This is a genomic window from Tahibacter amnicola (assembly GCF_025398735.1).
GTDB classification, from domain to species: Bacteria; Pseudomonadota; Gammaproteobacteria; order Xanthomonadales; family Rhodanobacteraceae; genus Tahibacter; species Tahibacter amnicola.
The window spans coordinates 903,722-921,678 of the sequence record NZ_CP104694.1; the positions used below are offsets into that span (position 1 = coordinate 903,722).

Sequence of the window (17,957 nt, forward strand, 5' to 3'; positions counted from 1 at the left end):
CTTAAGGAAGCTGCGGCCAAGATGGGAGCGAGCGCGTCGCAGGCCGGCGTCGCGGCCGGTTCAGCCTTGCAAACATCCATTATCGCCGAAGGCAGCGCCTCAGCGCCGGCAACCGCTGATGCGCACCCAGTCTTCGCGCTGCGCAACGTCGAGGTCGGTGAACCATTCGCTGTAGCGCCGGAGCAGCTCGACGTCCTGGCCGGCGAGGATGCCCGACAGCGCAAAGGGATGGCCCGGCTTGATGCTGGCGGCGAACAGCGGCGCCAGCTCATCCAGCGGTCCGGCGAGAATATTGGCGACGAGGATATCCTGCGGCACCGCGGTGTAGTCCGCCGGCAGCATCAGCTCCAGGGCGTCCACAACGCCGTTGCGTTCGGCGTTGTCGCGGCTGGATTCGAGTGCCTGGGGATCCAGGTCGACGCCGATGACGCGCGCGGCTCCCAGTTTCAACGCGGCAATCGCCAGCACGCCCGAACCGCAGCCGTAATCGACCACGGTCTTGCCGTTGAGGTCGACGCCGTCGAGCCATTCCAGGCACAGGGCCGTGGTGGGATGCGTGCCGGTGCCGAAAGCCAGGCCCGGATCCAGGCGGACGATGACGGCGTCGGCGGCATCGTCCGGCGGTTCGATGTTCCACGGGTAGATCCACAGCCGCCGGCCGAACTGCATCGGCTGGAAGGTATCCATCCAGGCGCGGGTCCAGTCCTCGTCGGGAACATCCCGGAACTGCAATTGATCCGGCGCGATTTCCGGTACCAGGTCGGTGAGCACGTGCACCAGGCCGACGCGATCGCACACGATGTCGAACAGCGCCGCCAGCTTGATCGTCGGCCAGACCGGTGTCTCGCCGGGCATGGGCTCGAAAATCGGATGGTCTTCGGCGTCGAGCAGGGTGACCGAGAGCGCGCCCAGCTCGTTGAGCGCCGATTCGATGCGTTCCTGCTGATCAGCGTGGAGGGTCAGCGAGAGTTCGATCCATGGCATGGCAGTGGGGCTCTTGATGTTGCGCGATCCGTGCGAAGAACGTGCCGGAGTTGTCGGGTGAGGTGGTATGCGGGCGGGGATGGCGCGCATTGTGGCCCGAATGGCGCTGTCTGGCGACCGTTCGGCGAAGTTCGCTTCGCCGCACGGTCGCCAGACAAATCGTCAGCCCAGGGTGATGCCTTTCTCGCGCTGCTCGGCGATGCGCTTCTCCAGATAATGGATGTTCTGGCCGCCGGTCTGGAAGCCGACGTCGGCCATGATGCGCTGCTGCAGTGGAATGTTCGTCTTGACGCCGTCGATCACCATCTCGGCCAGCGCCAGGCGCATGCGCGCGATGGCGGTCGCGCGGTCGCGTCCGTGCACGATCAGCTTGCCGATCATCGAATCGTAGTTCGGCGGGATGCGGTAGCCGTCATAGATGTGCGTGTCCAGGCGTACACCGGGGCCGCCGGCACCCAGGAAGCGCTTGACCGTGCCGGGGCTCGGCATGAAGGTTTCCGGATCTTCCGCGTTGATGCGGCACTCGATCGCATGGCCGGTCAGGCGGATGTCTTCCTGGCGGATCGACAGCTTCTCGCCCGCGGCGATCAGCAGTTGCTCACGGACCAGGTCGATGCCCGTCACCAGTTCGGTCACCGGGTGCTCCACCTGGATGCGCGTATTCATCTCGATGAAGTAGAAGCGACCGGCCTCGAACAGGAACTCGAAGGTGCCCGCGCCGCGATAGCCGATGCGCAGGCAGGCCTCCACGCAGACCCGGCCGATCTCGGCGCGCTGTTCGTCGCTGATGCCAGGTGCTGGCGCCTCTTCGACGACCTTCTGGTGGCGCCGCTGCATCGAGCAGTCGCGTTCGCCCAGGTGAATGGCATTGCCCTGGCCGTCAGCCAGCACCTGGATCTCGATGTGGCGCGGATTCTCGAGAAACTTCTCCATGTACACCATGTCGTTGCCGAACGCTGCCTTGGCCTCGGACTTGGTCATGGTGATGGCGTTATGCAGATGCGCCTCGGTGTGGACCACGCGCATGCCGCGGCCGCCGCCGCCGCCCGCCGCCTTGACGATCACCGGATAGCCGATGTCGCGGGCGATGCGGCCGTTCTCGATCGGATCGTCGCCCAGCGGGCCGCCGGAACCGGGCACGCAGGGCACGCCAGCCGCCTTCATGGCCTTGATCGCCTCGACCTTGTCGCCCATCAGGCGGATCACGCCCGGCGTCGGGCCGATGAAGATGAAGCCGGATTTCTCCACGCGCTCGGCGAAGTCGGCATTCTCGGACAGAAAGCCGTAGCCCGGGTGGATCGCCTGGGCGTCGGTCACTTCGGCCGCGGCGATGATCGCCGGCACGTTCAGGTAGCTTTCCGCCGCCGGCGCAGGACCGATGCAGACGGATTCATCCGCCATGCCGACGTGCTTGAGGTTGCGGTCGACCGTGGAATGCACGGCCACCGTCTTGATGCCCAGGGCGTGGCAGGCACGCAGCACGCGCAGGGCGATTTCGCCGCGATTGGCGATGACGACTTTGTCGAGCATGGCGATATCCCGCTCAGCCGATGACGAAGAGCGGTTCGTCGAACTCGATCGGCTGGCCGTTGCTGGCCAGGACTGCCACGACCGTGCCGCTGATGTCGGCCTCGATCTGGTTGAACATCTTCATCGCTTCGATGATGCCCAGCGTATCGCCGGCCTTGACCTGCTGCCCGACCTTCACGAACGCCGGTGCGTCGGGATTGGGCGAGGCGTAGAAGGTGCCGACCATCGGCGAACGGACGACGTGGCCTTCCGGCAGCGTCTTGCCCGAGGCCGCCGGTGCCGCCGGTTCGGATGCCGCGGGAGCGGACTGGCCGGCCCGGTGCTGCTCGACGTGAACGTGGGTCACCGGCTGCTGCGGCGCGGCCATGACCGGCACGGCCCCGCGCGGCATGCGCGACAGGCGGACGACTTCTTCACCTTCCTTGATTTCCAGTTCGGCCAGATTCGACTCTTCCAGGATGTCGATCAGCTTCTTGATTTTGCGCAAGTCCACGGACGGATCCTCACGGGTGCGGACAACAGGGATGGAATGGGGTGTGATCAGAGCCGGCGCAGCGCTGCTTCCAGCGCCAGCCGGTAGCTGTCGGCGCCGAAACCGGCGATGACACCCACGGCGATATCCGAGAAATACGAGTGATGACGGAATGGTTCGCGCGCGTGCACGTTCGAAAGGTGCAGTTCGATGAACGGCAGGGCGACTGCCAGCAGCGCGTCGCGCAGGGCCACGCTGGTGTGCGTGAACGCCGCCGGATTGAACAGGATGAAGGCCGTGCCATCGGCCCGGGCCGCATGAATGCGATCGATCAGCGCATGCTCGGCGTTGGACTGGAAGCTTTCCAGCTCGTGACCGGCAGCCTGCGCGGAGGTGATCAGATCACCTACGATCGTCGCCAGCGTGGCATGGCCATAGGTTTCCGGCTCGCGCGTGCCGAGCAGGTTCAGATTCGGTCCGTGCAGCAACAGGATTCTGGCCACAGCAGCGCTCCAGGGCCGGTCATCCGGCCGGCAAGGAGCGCAAGTCTGCGCTTCGCCGCTTATCTTGTCTATATCGACGACGTTTGCCGATGTTTTACAGGGCGAGGACATTTCCCAGCGGCAGGTCGCGGTGGCGGCGACCGGTAGCGGCTGCGATGGCGTTGGCCAGCGCCGGCGCCACCACCGGGGTTGCCAGCTCCCCGGCGCCCGTCGGTGGCGCGCTCGACGCGAGGATGTGGACCCGAACTGGGACCGCTTCGGCCATTCGCAAGAGGCGGTATTGATGAAAGTTGCTCTGTTCCGCGCCGTCCGGCGTCAGCGCGATCCGACCGTAGAGCGCGTCGGAAAGTCCGTAGAGCACGCCACCTTCGATCTGTTGCCGCAGAAGGTCGGCATGGATCACGCGGCCGCAATCGACCACGGCGTCGAACCCGACCAGCCGGACGGTGTCGTTGCCGGCCACGGTCACCCGCGCGGCCAGGGCGACGAAGGATCCGCGCATCGCCGCGCAGGCATGGCCGGCGATGACGCCTTCCGCGTGCGTGCGGGCCAGTTCGTCGCGCAGCCGGCGCAACACACGGTCCAGGCCGGCGCGGTCGTGATCGCGCGTGGAGGGCGGGCCGGAGTGGTCCGGCTGGTGATCGATCAGGGCCAGTTGCAGGGCAATCGGATCCAGGCCGCGCCGCAGCGCGATCTCGCCGATCGCGCTCTGGATCGCAAACACCAGGTGCCAACTGGCGACCGAGCGCTGCCAGGCCACGCGGACCGGCGCCTTCACTGCGGCGGCGTGGAAACGCTGCCGTGCGACGCGGTAAGGAAAGGCGCGCAGTTCCTCCAGTTCCCAGTCCGCATGGCGCGTCGCCGCCGGGTCCTCCACGGTGGCGACACTGGCGAACGCGACCCGGTGGTCCCACCGCTGCGGGCGTCCCTCGGCGTCCAGCGTGATCGCCAGCTGCTGCCGGCTGGCGGGGCGGAAGTAGCCGCGACTGAACTCGTCCTCCCGCCGCCACAGCACCTGCACCGGCCAGGCCACCTGCCTGGCCAGCAGCGCCGCTTCGACGACGAAGTCCTGCTGTGCCTTGCGCCCGAAGCTGCCGCCCAGGAGCGTCACGTGGACCGTCACCTTTGCCGGTTCCATTCCCAGCGCACGGGCCACCAGCTTTTGCGCCAGCTGCGGATTCTGCGTCGGTGCCCAGATTTCGCAGCGGCCCTCGGCGTAGCGCGCGGTCGCCATGGGCGGTTCCAGTGGCGCATGGGCGGTCATCGCCGTGGTGTAGGTGAGCGACAGGGTGTCGCCGTCGGATGTGCCCGCATCGCTGCCGCTTTCCTGGACGGGAAGGGCCTGCGCCGTGGCTTCCTCGAGCATCGCCTCGGACCAGGTGGGCGCCTGGCTCCACTGCACCGTGAGCAGGCGCGCCGCCTTGATCGCTGCCCAGGTGGTGCGGGCGATGACGGCGACGGACGCGAGCGAGTTGGCCGGCGCGGCCTGAGCTTCCAGCGGCAGGACGGCTTCGACGCCGGAAACGGCACGCGCCCTGGCGTCATCGATGCGCACGATCCGCTGCGCCGGAAAGGGCGCGCGCACCAGCACGGCAAAGCGCTGCTCCGGCAACTGGATGTCGATGCCAAAGCGGGCCTTGCCGCGCACGATGTCGTCGCCGTCGATGCGTCGTGGCAGCGTCGCGGGCATTCCCGGCGACAGCGGCTTGGGCATCTCCTTCTGCGGTAGTGGTCGGGCGGCGGCGACGGCGACGAGATCGGCGTAGGGGATCCGGTGACGGGTGCCTGGCCGGACCACGGCGCCTGCGTCGGTATCCAGAGTCGCGGCCTTGGTGCCCCAGCGTTGTGCGGCAGCCTCCATCAGCGCGGCGCGCGCCTTTCCGGCCGCTTGCCGCAGCGGCGCATGACAGCTACGGATGGTGTAGCTCCCTTCGGTGTTCTGGTCGCCCAGCTGCGCATCCGCGTCGCCCTGCACGACACGTACCGATGACCAGGGCACATCCAGTGCCTGGGCAAGGACCAGGGCCAGGCTGGTGCGCACGCCCTGGCCCATTTCCGAGCGGTGGATGGTCAGCGATACCGAACCATCCGCGCCGATTTCCACGAAAGCGCCCAGCCGGCGTGCCGCCCGCGGCAGGGCCAGTCCGACGCGCAGGCTGGCCAGGGCCGCCACGGCAACGCCGGCTTTCAGGAACCGGCGCCGGTCGGGGTGCGGCGGCAGCGCTATCGAGTCACCGTCGTGGCTCATAGCTTGAGCTCCAGCCAGCCGCCGGTGTGCGTGGCCGCCGTTCCCGCGGGAAAGACGATGCCGGGCTCGCGCGTGTGCACGTCCAGCCGCAGGCGCCAGTGCCGGCCGGGGAACCGCTGCCGCCGAATGTGAAACTCGGTGGCTTCCGCCGGCGCGAAAGTGAGCGTCCTGAAATCGGTCACGCGGGCGACGCTGGCCGACCAGTCGTGATGGTTCCACCAGGTCCAGGTGGGCGCAGCGTCATCGGTGACGGTCCGTTCGCCCAGCATGGCCGAGGCGTGCAGATTGTGGATCACGCCGTCATCGGCGGCGAGGAAAAGGTCCACGCCGTAGGACTTCGGCGGCGTGTAGTGGAGGCAGAGCGCGACGGTGCCGTCGTGCTGCGTAATGCGTAGCACGATCTCGCCAGACAGGTTGACCGTCGCTGCCCTGGCATATTCATCCGTGCCGCAGCGCCCGTCGAGCAGGCTGCCGCGGGTTTCGGGAATGCGCAGCGGGGGGCGCTGGCGGCGGTCGATGCCGTGGCGGCCAGTGTCAGCAGGAAAGCAAGGGCAGGTCTCATGGCCGATCCTCGTGCGCGCGCCGCAACGACTCGAAATCGCTGCTGAAAAGCCGATCGCCGATCACCGTCACCAGGCCGCTGCCGGTATTGCCCGTTGCCGCAGGCTGCAGCGCGATCGGGTAGTCGCGATAGCTCACTTCGCTGTGCGGACCCTGCGGATCGTTGAGCAGCGTCACCCGGATCGCGCCCGACGGCGGCGTCGCCGGCGAGGACGGAATGGTGGCCGCAACGTACCACTGGCGAGTACCGGTCGCAGCGACTTCCAGCATCGCCGTGGCCGTCGGGTCCGACAGGTCCAGGCTCAGCAGCCCGTCGACCAGGGTCAGGCCGGCCGTGTCAAAGTACCCCACGCGGGTGTCGGCATGGGGCTCCCAGCGACCGTCGCCGTCGTCCACGAACAGGCTGATGCGTTGAATCAGCCCGCGCAGCGCATCGGCGGTCAGTGGCGTGCCATTGGCGTCGTCCCACTGCAGCCGCAGCGTGCGTAACCGCGACGAGGGATCGGCACGACGGCCCAGGTGGCGCATCCGTACTCCCAGCAATCCGACGTCGTTGCCCGGCCCGATCGTGGCGCCGGCGACTGGATGGCCATCCAGCCGATAGTGTCCCCGTGTCGACGGCCACCAGTGCAGACCGGCCACCGACGAGGGTGCGCTGGCGATGACGTCTTGCGTTCCGTTGCCATCGACGTCCACCACCGCCAGTGAATGGGGTGATGAGATCCAGGCGGCGTACAAGCCCGTATCCAGCGCATGAGGGATGAAGTTCGGCCGGTCCCATTCCACCCAGGTGGCGGCGTTGTCGCCGGTGATGGCGAAATCCAGGTCGCCGTCGTCGTCCAGGTCGGCCGCGTGCGTTGAATTGGGAACAGCGATGCCGCCCGTCGGGAAGCCGTGGCGGTCCCAGCCGCCGGTCCACCGGGTGTTCAGGTAGAAATTGAACTGGCCATTGAACCCGGGGCCGAACAGATCGATGTCACCGTCGTGGTCGATGTCGATGGGCTGCAGGTCGCCTGATCCATAGTTGTAGCGCTGGTCGTGCACGATGCCGCGATTCCACGTGCCGCCGCCGCGGCCGGGATTGGAAAACCAGTGCGTCGCCGCGGTATTGCCGCTGCCGTCGCGGTACTGGGAAACCGCGAGGTCACTATCGCCGTCGTGGTCGAAGTCCGCCACCGCAAGGGTGCGCGGCGCGGTCATCGCGCCAACGGCGCGCTTTTCCCAGCGGCCGCCAGCGCCATCGAGATTGGCCCACCAGTCCACCGCATGGGTGCTTTCGTTGCCGGCGACGACATCCACGTCGCCATCGTCGTCCAGGTCGGCCAGTTCCACGGACACGACGGACGGCGTACCGCTGGCCAGTTCAACGGGAACAAGCGCGGAACGCTGGCCCACGTTGCTGTACCAGATGAGGCGGCCACCGGAACGATCGTTGGCCACGGCGTCGGGCTTGCCGTCCCGGTTGATGTCGCCGACGGCCAGTGCGTCGCCGACCAGCGTATCCAGCCGGATGTCCCAGCCCGCACCCGTGTTGAAACCACGAAACAGGTTGCTGGGGTACATGCCGATGCCGATCACGTCCGGGTCACCGTCATTGTCGAGGTCTGCCACGCGGAAGCCGCCCATGCCGTAATAGCCGGTCGGCTCGATGCCCCAGATTTGCCGTCGGGCGCCGAACTGCGCCTGGCTGTGCATGCGCACGTTGGGATACACGCGGACCATGCCGTCGGACTGGCCGCCGGCGATATCCAGATCGCCGTCGTTGTCCGGGTCTGCCAGGCTGATCAGGGTAGAGCCCTCGGTGCCGCTGCTGATGGTGTAGCTGGCCCAATCCCGGCCGGATCCATCGCGGTTCTCGCGCCAGAGCACGGTGTTGGCGACCACGGTGCTCATGACCAGGTCGTGATCGGAATCGCCGTCGAGGTCGCGCACCTGGACGGTACGTACGCGCTGTACAGATGCGCCGGTTTCGTGCCGCGCCCATCCCCGGGCCTCGCCGGTGTTTTCGTACCAGTGCAGGAAATGGCCGTTGCCGACTGCCAGGTCCAGGTCGCCGTCCCGGTCGACATCGGCGGCATCCAGGGCGCTGGGCGCGCCCGGGTTCTCCCAGACGACGTGGCGGTCCCAGCGCGTGCTGTCGCCCGAGGCGTTTTCGTACCAGTACAGCCGGTTGCTGCTCATCGAGAGGGCAGCAACGTCCGTGTCGCCGTCACCGTCGAAATCGCCGGTATCCAGCGCCGATGCGCCCGGAATCGCGCTGTCGACCATATGCGAGGTGCTCCAGTTCGCCCCCCGATCCCGGTTCATGAACACGCCCGTCCGACCCATCGTGACCGAGCCGGCGACGACGTCGAGGCTGCCATCGCCATTGGTGTCGGCCAGCGACGCCGCCACTGCGCCGGGATAGGCGGCGACCGGATGCATCTGCCAGGACTCGCCGCGGTTCTCCCACCAGTCGATGCGCCCGCCGGTGCCGCTGGGCACTGCGCCGGGCGACGCGGTGAGGATGTCCAGGTCGCCGTCGTCGTCGATATCGCCGACGTCGACGCTGCGCGGCTGCGCCGCTGCCAGGGCGACGGTCACGGGCCGCCAGGTGTCATCCACCTCGTGGCTCCAGACGATGATGCGGTGATCCGTGGCGGACACGCCGACAATGTCGTCGTCCCCGTCCGCATCCATGTCGGCCCAGTGCAGGTCCGCCACCTCGCCGAAATCATGGCCGGCATCGACCGGCGTTGCGAAGGGGATGGCGGTTGCGCCGGCCAGCACCGGCGCCATCGCGGCCAGGAACACCGCGCAATAGCGAAAAAGTGGATTAATCATGGCGATCGGCTCGCGGCTGGCGTCAGGGCTTCTGCGGATAGTTCAGCGATCGGAAGATGCGCCATCGTCCTGAGTCATCGCGCCGGAGTACGTCAATCGAACGGTTGGTGGTGACGACACTGTCCTGCCCCTGGGCGTCCGTGCGCACCAGTTCCCAGGACGAACGCACGTAGGCCAGCCGGCCGTCCGCACTGATTTCCTCCAGGCGCGCGCGCCAGCGCTGCCCGGGGGCATTGCGCGCGAAATCGTCGCGGTAGCTGCGTTGCAGCGCCGGCCAGCCCTGGTCGGGAACGCCCTGGAAGCTGAACACCACGTCAGGGTCGAAGATCGCCATGACCTGCTCCAGGCGCTTCTGGGCATAGGCGTCCAGCCATTGCTGGAAGACCGTCCATACCTCGCGGGCCTTGGTGCGGTCACCCAGCAATTGAGAGTCGCCGGGAAGCGTCGCGGATGCCGCGGTACCAGCATGGTCGTCGGCAAGGGCGCAGGACGAGGACAGCGCAACTAGCAGCGCGGTGACGTGACACAGCAATCGGTTCATGGCGTGAAGTCCGTGGTGGAGGATTGGCGCGGCTCGAAGCCGTCGCGGAAGAAGGTGTCGGCGTCCACCACCAGGAATCCGGTAGCGCCGTTAGATGTGGCGCTGTTGCTGAGTGCTACACCATACGTATCGCGTACCAGGCTGGCGGGCCGCCCGGCACCATCGGTCACGCCGAGGAACGTGGCGCGAAACCGGGCCGGCAAGGCGGGTGGATTTGCCACGTACGTCGGAACGATGAAGTAGCGCTGCTGCGAGAACGTCGACACCTGGAAAAGGGATTGGGCCGTGCTGTCGTCGATTGCCAGCACGCCGTCGGAAAGGCTGAGGTCCTCGACCGTGGCGGCCACCGTGTCCATCGGGTCGAGCACGCCGTTTCCGTTGTCGGTGTAGACGTGTACACGCTGGATCAGCGCATTGGCTTCGGCACTGGTAAGGGGAACGCCGGGCGCGCTCTCGAAGTACAGATTGAGCCGGGCGATCTTCAGGTCCAGATCGTCCTGGTTGCCCTGGTGCCAGATCGTCGCCGCCATCAGCACGCTGGCCCGGCCGGCGGGAACCGTGCCGGACGGTGTGTTCGATGCGAGCAACTCGTACTGACCGCCGAAGTTGCGCCACCAGCGCACGCCGCTGGCGGGCGTGATCTTGCGTCCCGCACCGATGAGATCCGGATCGCCGTCGCCGTCGATATCGCCGCTGTCCAGGTCGACTGCACCGGGCAACGTGTCGAAGCCGACCCACCCCGTCAGATACACTGAGTCGTCGTTCTCGCCCCAGAACAGCATGCCCATGTCCGCTGCAGAAACGGCGAGGTCGGCATCACCGTCGGTGTCGAAATCGGCGGCGCTGATGGCGGTGTAACCGTAATCGCCCGGATCACGCAGGCCGATGCGCGGCGTCCAGCTCGTGGCGTTCGCGTTGTTCTTGACCAGGGTCGTGCCGGCCGACTGGCTGACCAGGAGGTCCAGGTCGCCGTCGCTGTCGATGTCACGCGCGGCGATACCGGTGGGCTGTTCGATGCCACTGGTGGCGAGCGTCGCGATCCAGCCGGCACTGCCGTTGCGATACCAGCGCACCGTGCCGTCAGTGCTGATGGTGCCCAGATCGGTGCGGCCGTCGCGGTCGAAGTCACCGCTGGCGATGCCGTTGACGCCGGTGATCCCCGTGGCAACGACCTGGCGGGTCCAGGTGTTGCCGCCGTCGACGTTGATCCAGGCATACACGGCGCCCTCGACATCGTCGGCGATCGCCACGTCGGTGCGGCCGTCGCGGTTGAAGTCGGCCGCTGCCACGCCGATGGCATGGCTCATCTCCGGTGTCTTGGCGATGCCGTAGCGCGTCCACGTTCCCGTGTGCCAGCCGTACCAGGCCAGCTCCGCGCCAGCGGCCACGGCGTCAACGACGCCGTCGCGATTGACGTCGGCCAGTGCCAGATCCGCGTGCTGTCCGGCGCCGAAGTTCAGGGGCGCGGAGAATTGCCCGGTACCGTCGTTGATCCAGCGCACCAGCATGCCGGCGGGGCCGGGTTGATTGGCATAGGCGATGCCGATGCCGTCGAGATCGCCGTCGCGATCCAGGTCCGCCAGGCGGGCGCGCTGCGCATGCATCGGCACCTGGATGTCGCGCTGCTGCGAGGAATGAAAGAAGAACTTCCGATGCAGGCGCCAGTTGCGGTACAGCCCGACGTCGCCTTCCGTGCCGCCGGCAACGACGTCCAGGTCGCCGTCGCGGTCGACGTCGCCGGCGACCACGGCATTGGCTTGGAACAGGCCCACGTCCAGCCGGCGTTCCGTCCACTGCGTGCCGCGGCCGTCGATGTTTTCACGCCAGAGCAGCAGATGCGCGCTGGTGCTGGTGGAAACCAGGTCCGCGTCGCCGTCCTGGTCCAGGTCCACCGGGATGGTCTTGAGAACATTCGGCAGTGCCGGCCCGGTCTGGTGGGCGATCCAGCCGTGCGCGTTGCCTTCGTTCTCGTACCAGTACACGCCGTCACCGCCGCCTAGCGTGACATCGAGGTCGCCGTCGCGGTCGATGTCGGCCAGGCGCGCATCCAGCGGTGCGGTGATGTCGTCCGTGACCGTGCGCGCCACCCAGGCGCCGCCGGCACCCGCCGCACGGTTTTCGTACCACTTGACCGATGTGCCGCCGAAGGCGGTGGCGACCAGGTCCTGGTCGCCATCGCCATCGAGATCGCCCGCGGCCACTGACGAGGCCTTCGGCAGCGCGGTGTCGGTGGCCACTTCGGCCCAGTCGGTTCCGTTGCTGCGGTTGATGAAGGTGAAGACGCGGTTGGCGTTCAGCGCCGTGCCGATGACATCCAGCGTGCCGTCGGCGTTGACATCCGCCAGGGTGACGGACCAGGCGTCCAGCACGCTGGCAATCGGATGCGGCGACCAGCCGACGCTGGTCTGTTCCCACCAGATCACCTGGTGCGCGCCGTTGAGCGCGCCCACGAGGTCCAGGTCGCCGTCGCGGTCGATGTCGCCGACGGCGACGCTGCGCACGCCGGCGGCCATCGACGAGATCGTACGCGCGGTGTACGTGAGCCCGTTGCGGTACCAGCCCATGATCGTGGCGGTGTTACTGGAGGCGCCGATCACGTCCTGGTCGCCGTCGCCGTCAAGGTCGGCCAGTTGCAGTGAAGCGACCGCGCCGAAGTTCGTGCCGATCGGTACGCCGCTGTCGATGGGCAGGTCCGCGGCGGAAAGCAGAGGACTCAGGACCAGCGCGGCGAGGCCGGCGGCGCGGCCGGTTCGGCGCGGCCTGATTCGTGAAGTCGGTATATGGAGCATGGGAGTTTCCAGGACGGGAGTGGCACAGCCGGCGCCGCCCGGAGTGGGCTCGCCGATGGCCGCGGATCCTCGGCGGCGGCCCGCAGCGGCGCTTGAGGAAGACCTGAGGCCCGGCTGAGGTCCGCCTGAGGAGCGGACCAACGGTGGCTCCGGTGCGCCGGAACGAACCGTGGAAGGCACCGCGGGTCGGGCAGTGGCTTGAGCCTTCCGCGCGGCTGACCGGACAATGGGCCCTCGATGCCGGCAAGCACCGCGGGTGCGGGGGAGCGGGAGTGGGCGAGGCCAATCGCGATCAGGAGTTTGTGCTGGCCGACGCGCGCGTCTGGCCGGCCCTGCTGGAGATCGAGCGCGGCGGCGAGCGCAGCCGCGTCGAGCCGCGCATGATGGAGGTGCTTGTCTATCTGGCGCAGCACGCCCCCCAGCCGGTCAGCCGGGATGCGTTGATGGAGGCCGTCTGGCCTGATCGCCCTGTATCGGAAGATTCGCTCAACCGGATCATCTCGCGCCTGCGCGCCGTGTTTGACGATGACCCGCGCAGCCCGCGCCTGATCGAAACCATTCCCCGGCGCGGGTATCGCCTGTTGCAGACGCCGCAGCAGACGGAGCCGGAGACGCTGAGCGCCGACGCGCCGGCGGAAGGTCCCGCGCAGGCCAGTACCTACGCGGCGTTCGACACCTCCGAGCGCATTGCGGACCTGATGGCGTCAGCGCCGGTGCCGGCGCAGACGGCCACGGCGGTGCCACCCCGGCCCGTGTTCGGTTACCGGTCGCTCTGGTGGATGGGAGCGGTCGTCCTGCTCGCGGCGGCCGGCACGGTGCGCGACTGGTCGCGTCCGGATGCCGCCGAGCCGCCGCCGGCGCCACGATTCGGCGTACTGACGGCCTATCCGGGCAAGGAGACGTCGGTCGCCTTTGATCGCACGGGCCAGCGTGCCGTCTTCACCTGGGACGGCGAGGCACCGGGAAATCGCGACCTCTACCTGCGTGACGTTATCGGCGGGCTGCCGCAGCGATTGACCCGCGATCCCGCCGACGACCATGCCGCCGTCTTCGCGCCGGACGGCGAGCACCTGGCCTTCGTCCGGTCGGATGCGCAGGCCCAGTGCTCGGTGCGCTGGCTGAATCTGAGCACTGGCGAGGAGCGCGAGCTGGTGACCTGCCATCCCATGGCGCACACGCGGCTCGCCGTGACCCCGGACGGCGGGCGCGTCATCTTCAACGACACGCCAGGATTGACCAGCGGACGACTGGTGGAGGTGCGCCTGGACAATCCCGTACGGCGCGACCTCACCTCGCCGCCGCCGGGCGCACACGATCACTTTCCGGCCGTCAGTCACGATGGTCGCTGGGTCGCCTTCACCCGGCTGGGTGATCTGGGCGGGCAGGATATTTTCCGCATGCCGGCAGAGGGTGGGGTCCCCGAACGCCTCACGTACCAGGACGCTGCGATCTTCAACCTGGCATGGACCCCGCGCGGCGACATCCTCTACGTGAGCGACAAGAACGGCGGGCAGGGGTTCTGGCGCGTGCGTCCGGGGAAAGTGCCGCAGTGGCTGGGGTTGTCGGAAAGCGATGTGCAGTTCCCGGCGTTGAGCGGTGACGGCCACCTGCTGAGCTTTGAGCGGGTGCAGTTGCAGTCGGGCCTGTGGCACAGCCGGCTGTCGACGGATCGCAGCGGCGGGCGGGCGGTGATGCCGTCCTCGCGGCAGGACTGGTTTCCCCGCTATTCGGCCGACGGCAGGCAATTGGTGTTCAGCAGCAATCGCAGTGGCCAGTTCGGCGTGTGGCTGGTCGACGCTGACGGCGGCGTGCCGCGCGCGCTGCGCGAAGGGCTGGGCCTGTCGCCCGTCGCACCGTCGTTCGCGCCGGACGGTACGCGCGTGATCTATTCCGAGCGGCAGCAGCACAACGCGGATATCTGCGTCATCACTGTGACTGACGGAAGCCGTCACTGCCCGGTCAGTGACCCCGCCAACGACGTGCACCCGCTGTTCACCCCGGACGGGAAGTCGATCGTGTTCGCCTCCAACCGGGCCGGCACCTACCACCTGTATCGCGCGGCAGCGGACGGCAGTGCGGTGACGCGGATCAGCGACACGCCCGCGGTGGCTCCGCTGCCCTTGGCGGACGGGCGGCTTCTCTTCATGCGCTTCGGGCGTCCGGGCCTCTGGGTGCGCGAGATCGAGGGCGCCGAACGGGAGTTGCATCCGGGCCTGCCGGCGCTGTCCTTCCGAAATTTCGACAGCGATGGCGTGGATGCCTGGTTCATCGACCAGCGCGGACACCTGCTGCGGATACCCCTGCCCGGCGGCGAGGCCGTCGACCTGGGCGAACTGGCCGGCGCGGGCGAACGATCGGGTTTCACCCTGTGCCCGGTCAGCGACGGCTATGCCTATGCGCGCATCGAGCGCGATGAAATCGATCTTGCCCTGGTGCAGGGACTCTTCGATGCCGGTGACTGGCGTTGAGCCGAATGCGTGTCGTGCCGCTGGTCAAAGATGCGGCGCAATCCACTCTTCCAGGAATTCCTGCTTGAGCGCGCCGGGGCGCGTCGCCACGATGCGGCCGTCGCGGCCGATCAGCACGCTGAACGGCAATACGCCGTAGGTATTGCCAAATTGCGTGGCGACTTGCGGCGCGGACGGCGGCGGCAGGACGATGGGATAGGCCACCGGCGTACCCGCCAGAAATTCCTTCACCGAAGCCGCATCGTCCAGTGCCAGTCCGACCACCTGCACGCCCTTGGGCGACCAGGCCTGCTGGAACTTGTCCAGGGCAGGCATCTCCTCGCGGCAGGGCGCGCACCAGGTCGCCCAGAAATTGAGCAAGACGACCTTGCCGTCCCATTGCGCCAGCTCCGTGGTGCTGCCATCCAGTTGCAGCAGGGAAAGGTCGGGGCGGCGGTCGCCCTTGCCGGCAACGACGACACCCTGCGGTGCGCGCGGCGCAGCGGCTTCGATCCAGGCATCGGCGAGCTTGCGACCAAACTCGGTACGGCTGAGGGGCGAGGTAATCCAGGGCGGCGGTACCTGCCCGGTGAGGAAGGTGCCGGAAACCAGGCCGGCCGTGCCGGCCGCCAGCGCCAGGGCGATGACCCCAATGGTGCGTTTGACGCTCATCCGCGCGGCACCTGCTGCACGCGGGCGACGAACTTGTCTGCGGCCTCGAAGCCGATCAGGCGTCGCGGGCGGACTTCCTGGCCACTCGCATCGAAGAACAGCGTGGCCGGCGGGCCGACCAGGCCGAAGCGCTTCATCAGCGCCTGGTCGACGTCGTCGTTGGCAGTGACGTCAGCCTTGAGCAGGGTGATGCCGGAAAGCGCCTGGTGCACGGACGGCTCGGTAAAGGTGAGGTGTTCCATTTCCTTGCACGCGACGCACCAGTCGGCATAGAAGTCGAGCATCACCGTCTTGCCGGCGGCGAGTTCGCGGTCGAGGTCGTCGACGCTCTTGATGGTGCGGAAGGGCAGCCCCTTCTCTTCCACCGGCGCGCCGCCGCCGCCCAGCCCCTTGAGCGGCTGCAGCAGGTCGCGCGATCCGGCGGCCACGCCGACCAGTTGCGCAGCACCGAAGATCAGCAGCAGCACGCCCAGGCTCTTCCACAGCGTGCGCCAGCCCGAAGCGTGTTCCGGCAGGCGTTCCAGTGCGCCCAGGAACACGGCGCAGGCGATCGCCAGTGCGCCGCTCATCAGCATGATCCAGGTCGGATCGAGGATGCGCGACAGCATCCAGATGGCCAGGGCCAGGAAACTCACGCCGAACACGGACTTGACCGCGTCCATCCACGCGCCGGCGCGCGGCAGGAAGCGGCCGGCCGCCGTGCCGGCGACCACCAGGGGTGCGCCCATGCCCAGCGAAAGGACGAACAGGGCCAGGCCGCCGAAGAACGGGTCGCGCGTCTGGCTGATGTACAGCACGGCCGCAGCCAGCGGCGGCGCGACGCAGGGGCCCACGATCAGGGCCGACAGCACGCCCATGATGGCCACGCCGATGAGCGATCCGCCCTGCTGGCGATTGCTGACCGTCGCAATGCGGCTCTGCCACGACGAGGGCAGCTGCAGTTCGTAGAAGCCGAACATCGACAGCGACAGCGCGACGAAAAGACCGGCGAAACTCCACAGGATCCAGGGCTTCTGGAACACGGCCTGCAGATTGGCGCCGACCAGCCCGGCCACGACGCCTGCGATGGTGAAGATCGCCGTGGACGCCAGTACATACACCAGCGACAGCACCAGGGCCCGTTTCGTGGAGACGTTCTCGCCGGCGCCGGCGATGATGCCCGAGAGGATCGGCAGCATCGGAAAGACACACGGTGTGAACGCCAGCAGCAGGCCGAATCCGAAGAACCAGAGCAGGGTCATCAGCCGGTCGCTGGAAAGGCGCGCGGCAAGGACCTGTTCTTCCGACTGTTCGCCCGCGGCATCAGTGCTCGCGACCGGGGTCTTCTGCGAAGCCGCCACCTGCTCGGCGGTTGCCGCCGGCAAGTCGATAGAGACAGTGCGGGTCATCACGGGATAGCACACGCCGTTGTCCTCGCAGCCCTGGAAGCTGGCCTCGAGCGTCATCACGGCGCCGCCGGGCTTGGGCAGGATCAAGGGAATCGGCAGCTCGACCTGGTCGAAGAACACCGTGACCATGCCGAACTTTTCGTCCTTGTGCAGCTTGCCCTCGGGCCAGCGCGGTGCGCCGAGCTGGATGCCGGCATCACCCTTGACCGTCAGCTGTGTCTTGTCGCGATAGAGGTAGTAGCCCTTGGGCATGGTCCAGCGGGCCAGCAGCTCGGTCGGGCTGCTGGCAATGGCTTCGAAACGGAAGGCCTGCTCCGGCGGCAGCGGCAGGCCGGCCTCGCCTTCCGCCGGGTCGGCCGGTGTGGCAATGGCCTTGCCACCGATCTGGCCGAGTGCGTCCTTGAGCGAAGTCGAGGCGGCCGGTGCGGCAACCGGCAGGGTTTCCACCGGGGCCGGGGCCGGCTCGCGCAGCGCCGCTGCGGTCGTGGCGGTGACCGGCGGCAGGCGCAGGCTCACCTTGGTGTTCGACGGGGGGTAGCAGATCTTCGGGTCCAGTTCGTGGCAGCCCTGGATGGAGAGCATGAACTCGACCGTGTCGGCGGCAGGATCGGCCAGGGTGAACGACTGCGTGGCGGTGGCGCTGCCGTGGTAGACCTCCACATCGCCCAGGAACTCATCGTGCTTCTTCTCGCCCGGGGCGAGGTCCAGCGTCCCCAGGGTCACTGCCGGGCTGGCTGCCTTCGTCTTGATGCGCGAGCGGTAGAGGTAATAGCCGTCCGCGACTTTCCAGTCGAGGCGGACGGTATCCCGGGTGGGTGCGGTGGCGGTCAGCGCGAAGGCTTTCTCCACCGGCAGGAGCAGGTCATCCGACTGGGCTGTCGCGCTGCCCATCCCGAGGAAAGCGGCCAGTCCGGCCAGGAAGCGGGAAATTCGGTGACTCATTGCGACTCCAGCAATCAGTGGATGACGTTCCGTGACGTACGCGGGATGCCCGGCCGA

Annotated in this window: 12 protein-coding genes; 1 reads left to right on the plus strand and 11 read right to left on the minus strand. The window is 67.8% G+C overall.

Going from position 1 to position 17,957, the window contains the following annotated elements:
* Positions 1–99 precede the first annotated feature (99 nt).
* From prmA to N4264_RS03820, 9 genes are all read right to left on the minus strand, one after another.
* Positions 100–984, minus strand: coding sequence for a 50S ribosomal protein L11 methyltransferase (prmA, locus tag N4264_RS03780; RefSeq protein ID WP_261695744.1), 885 nt, complete (start codon positions 982–984; stop codon positions 100–102).
* Between the two features lie 162 nt (positions 985–1,146).
* On the minus strand, positions 1,147–2,514 hold the full coding sequence (accC, locus tag N4264_RS03785) for an acetyl-CoA carboxylase biotin carboxylase subunit (RefSeq protein ID WP_261695745.1): 1,368 nt from the start codon (positions 2,512–2,514) through the stop codon (positions 1,147–1,149).
* A gap of 13 nt (positions 2,515–2,527) precedes the next feature.
* Entirely contained in the window at positions 2,528–3,007 is a 480-nt protein-coding gene (gene accB / locus N4264_RS03790) for an acetyl-CoA carboxylase biotin carboxyl carrier protein (RefSeq protein WP_261695746.1), read from the minus strand.
* A 47-nt stretch (positions 3,008–3,054) separates the two neighbouring features.
* Positions 3,055–3,489, minus strand: coding sequence for a type II 3-dehydroquinate dehydratase (aroQ, locus tag N4264_RS03795; RefSeq protein WP_261695747.1), 435 nt, complete (start codon positions 3,487–3,489; stop codon positions 3,055–3,057).
* A gap of 94 nt (positions 3,490–3,583) precedes the next feature.
* On the minus strand, positions 3,584–5,737 hold the full coding sequence (locus N4264_RS03800; RefSeq protein ID WP_261695748.1) for a xanthine dehydrogenase family protein molybdopterin-binding subunit: 2,154 nt from the start codon (positions 5,735–5,737) through the stop codon (positions 3,584–3,586).
* Entirely contained in the window at positions 5,734–6,135 is a 402-nt protein-coding gene (locus tag N4264_RS03805) for a hypothetical protein (protein WP_261695749.1), read from the minus strand. Before N4264_RS03805 ends, N4264_RS03800 begins: the two co-directional genes overlap by 4 nt.
* Positions 6,136–6,295: 160 nt before the next feature.
* The gene (locus N4264_RS03810; protein WP_261695750.1) at positions 6,296–9,121 is read right to left on the minus strand and encodes an FG-GAP repeat domain-containing protein; all 2,826 of its coding nucleotides are present in this window, start codon (positions 9,119–9,121) and stop codon (positions 6,296–6,298) included.
* Positions 9,122–9,143: 22 nt separating this feature from the next.
* A complete protein-coding gene (locus N4264_RS03815) occupies positions 9,144–9,662 on the minus strand; it encodes a YybH family protein (protein WP_261695751.1) in 519 nt (172 codons plus the stop codon).
* Positions 9,659–12,451, minus strand: a complete 2,793-nt coding sequence (locus tag N4264_RS03820; protein WP_261695752.1) for an FG-GAP repeat domain-containing protein — start codon at positions 12,449–12,451, stop codon at positions 9,659–9,661. The genes N4264_RS03815 and N4264_RS03820 overlap by 4 nt, the downstream gene beginning before the upstream one ends.
* A 152-nt stretch (positions 12,452–12,603) precedes the next feature.
* Here N4264_RS03820 and N4264_RS03825 point away from each other — a divergent pair, with 152 nt between their 5' ends.
* Positions 12,604–14,919, plus strand: a complete 2,316-nt coding sequence (locus N4264_RS03825; protein ID WP_261695753.1) for a winged helix-turn-helix domain-containing protein — start codon at positions 12,604–12,606, stop codon at positions 14,917–14,919.
* Positions 14,920–14,943: 24 nt separating this feature from the next.
* On the opposite strand, the gene N4264_RS03830 is transcribed toward N4264_RS03825, so the two are convergent.
* Positions 14,944–15,570, minus strand: a complete 627-nt coding sequence (locus N4264_RS03830; RefSeq protein ID WP_261695754.1) for a TlpA family protein disulfide reductase — start codon at positions 15,568–15,570, stop codon at positions 14,944–14,946.
* On the minus strand, positions 15,567–17,900 hold the full coding sequence (locus N4264_RS03835; protein WP_261695755.1) for a protein-disulfide reductase DsbD: 2,334 nt from the start codon (positions 17,898–17,900) through the stop codon (positions 15,567–15,569). The genes N4264_RS03830 and N4264_RS03835 overlap by 4 nt, the downstream gene beginning before the upstream one ends.
* Between the last annotated feature and the right edge of the window lie 57 nt (positions 17,901–17,957).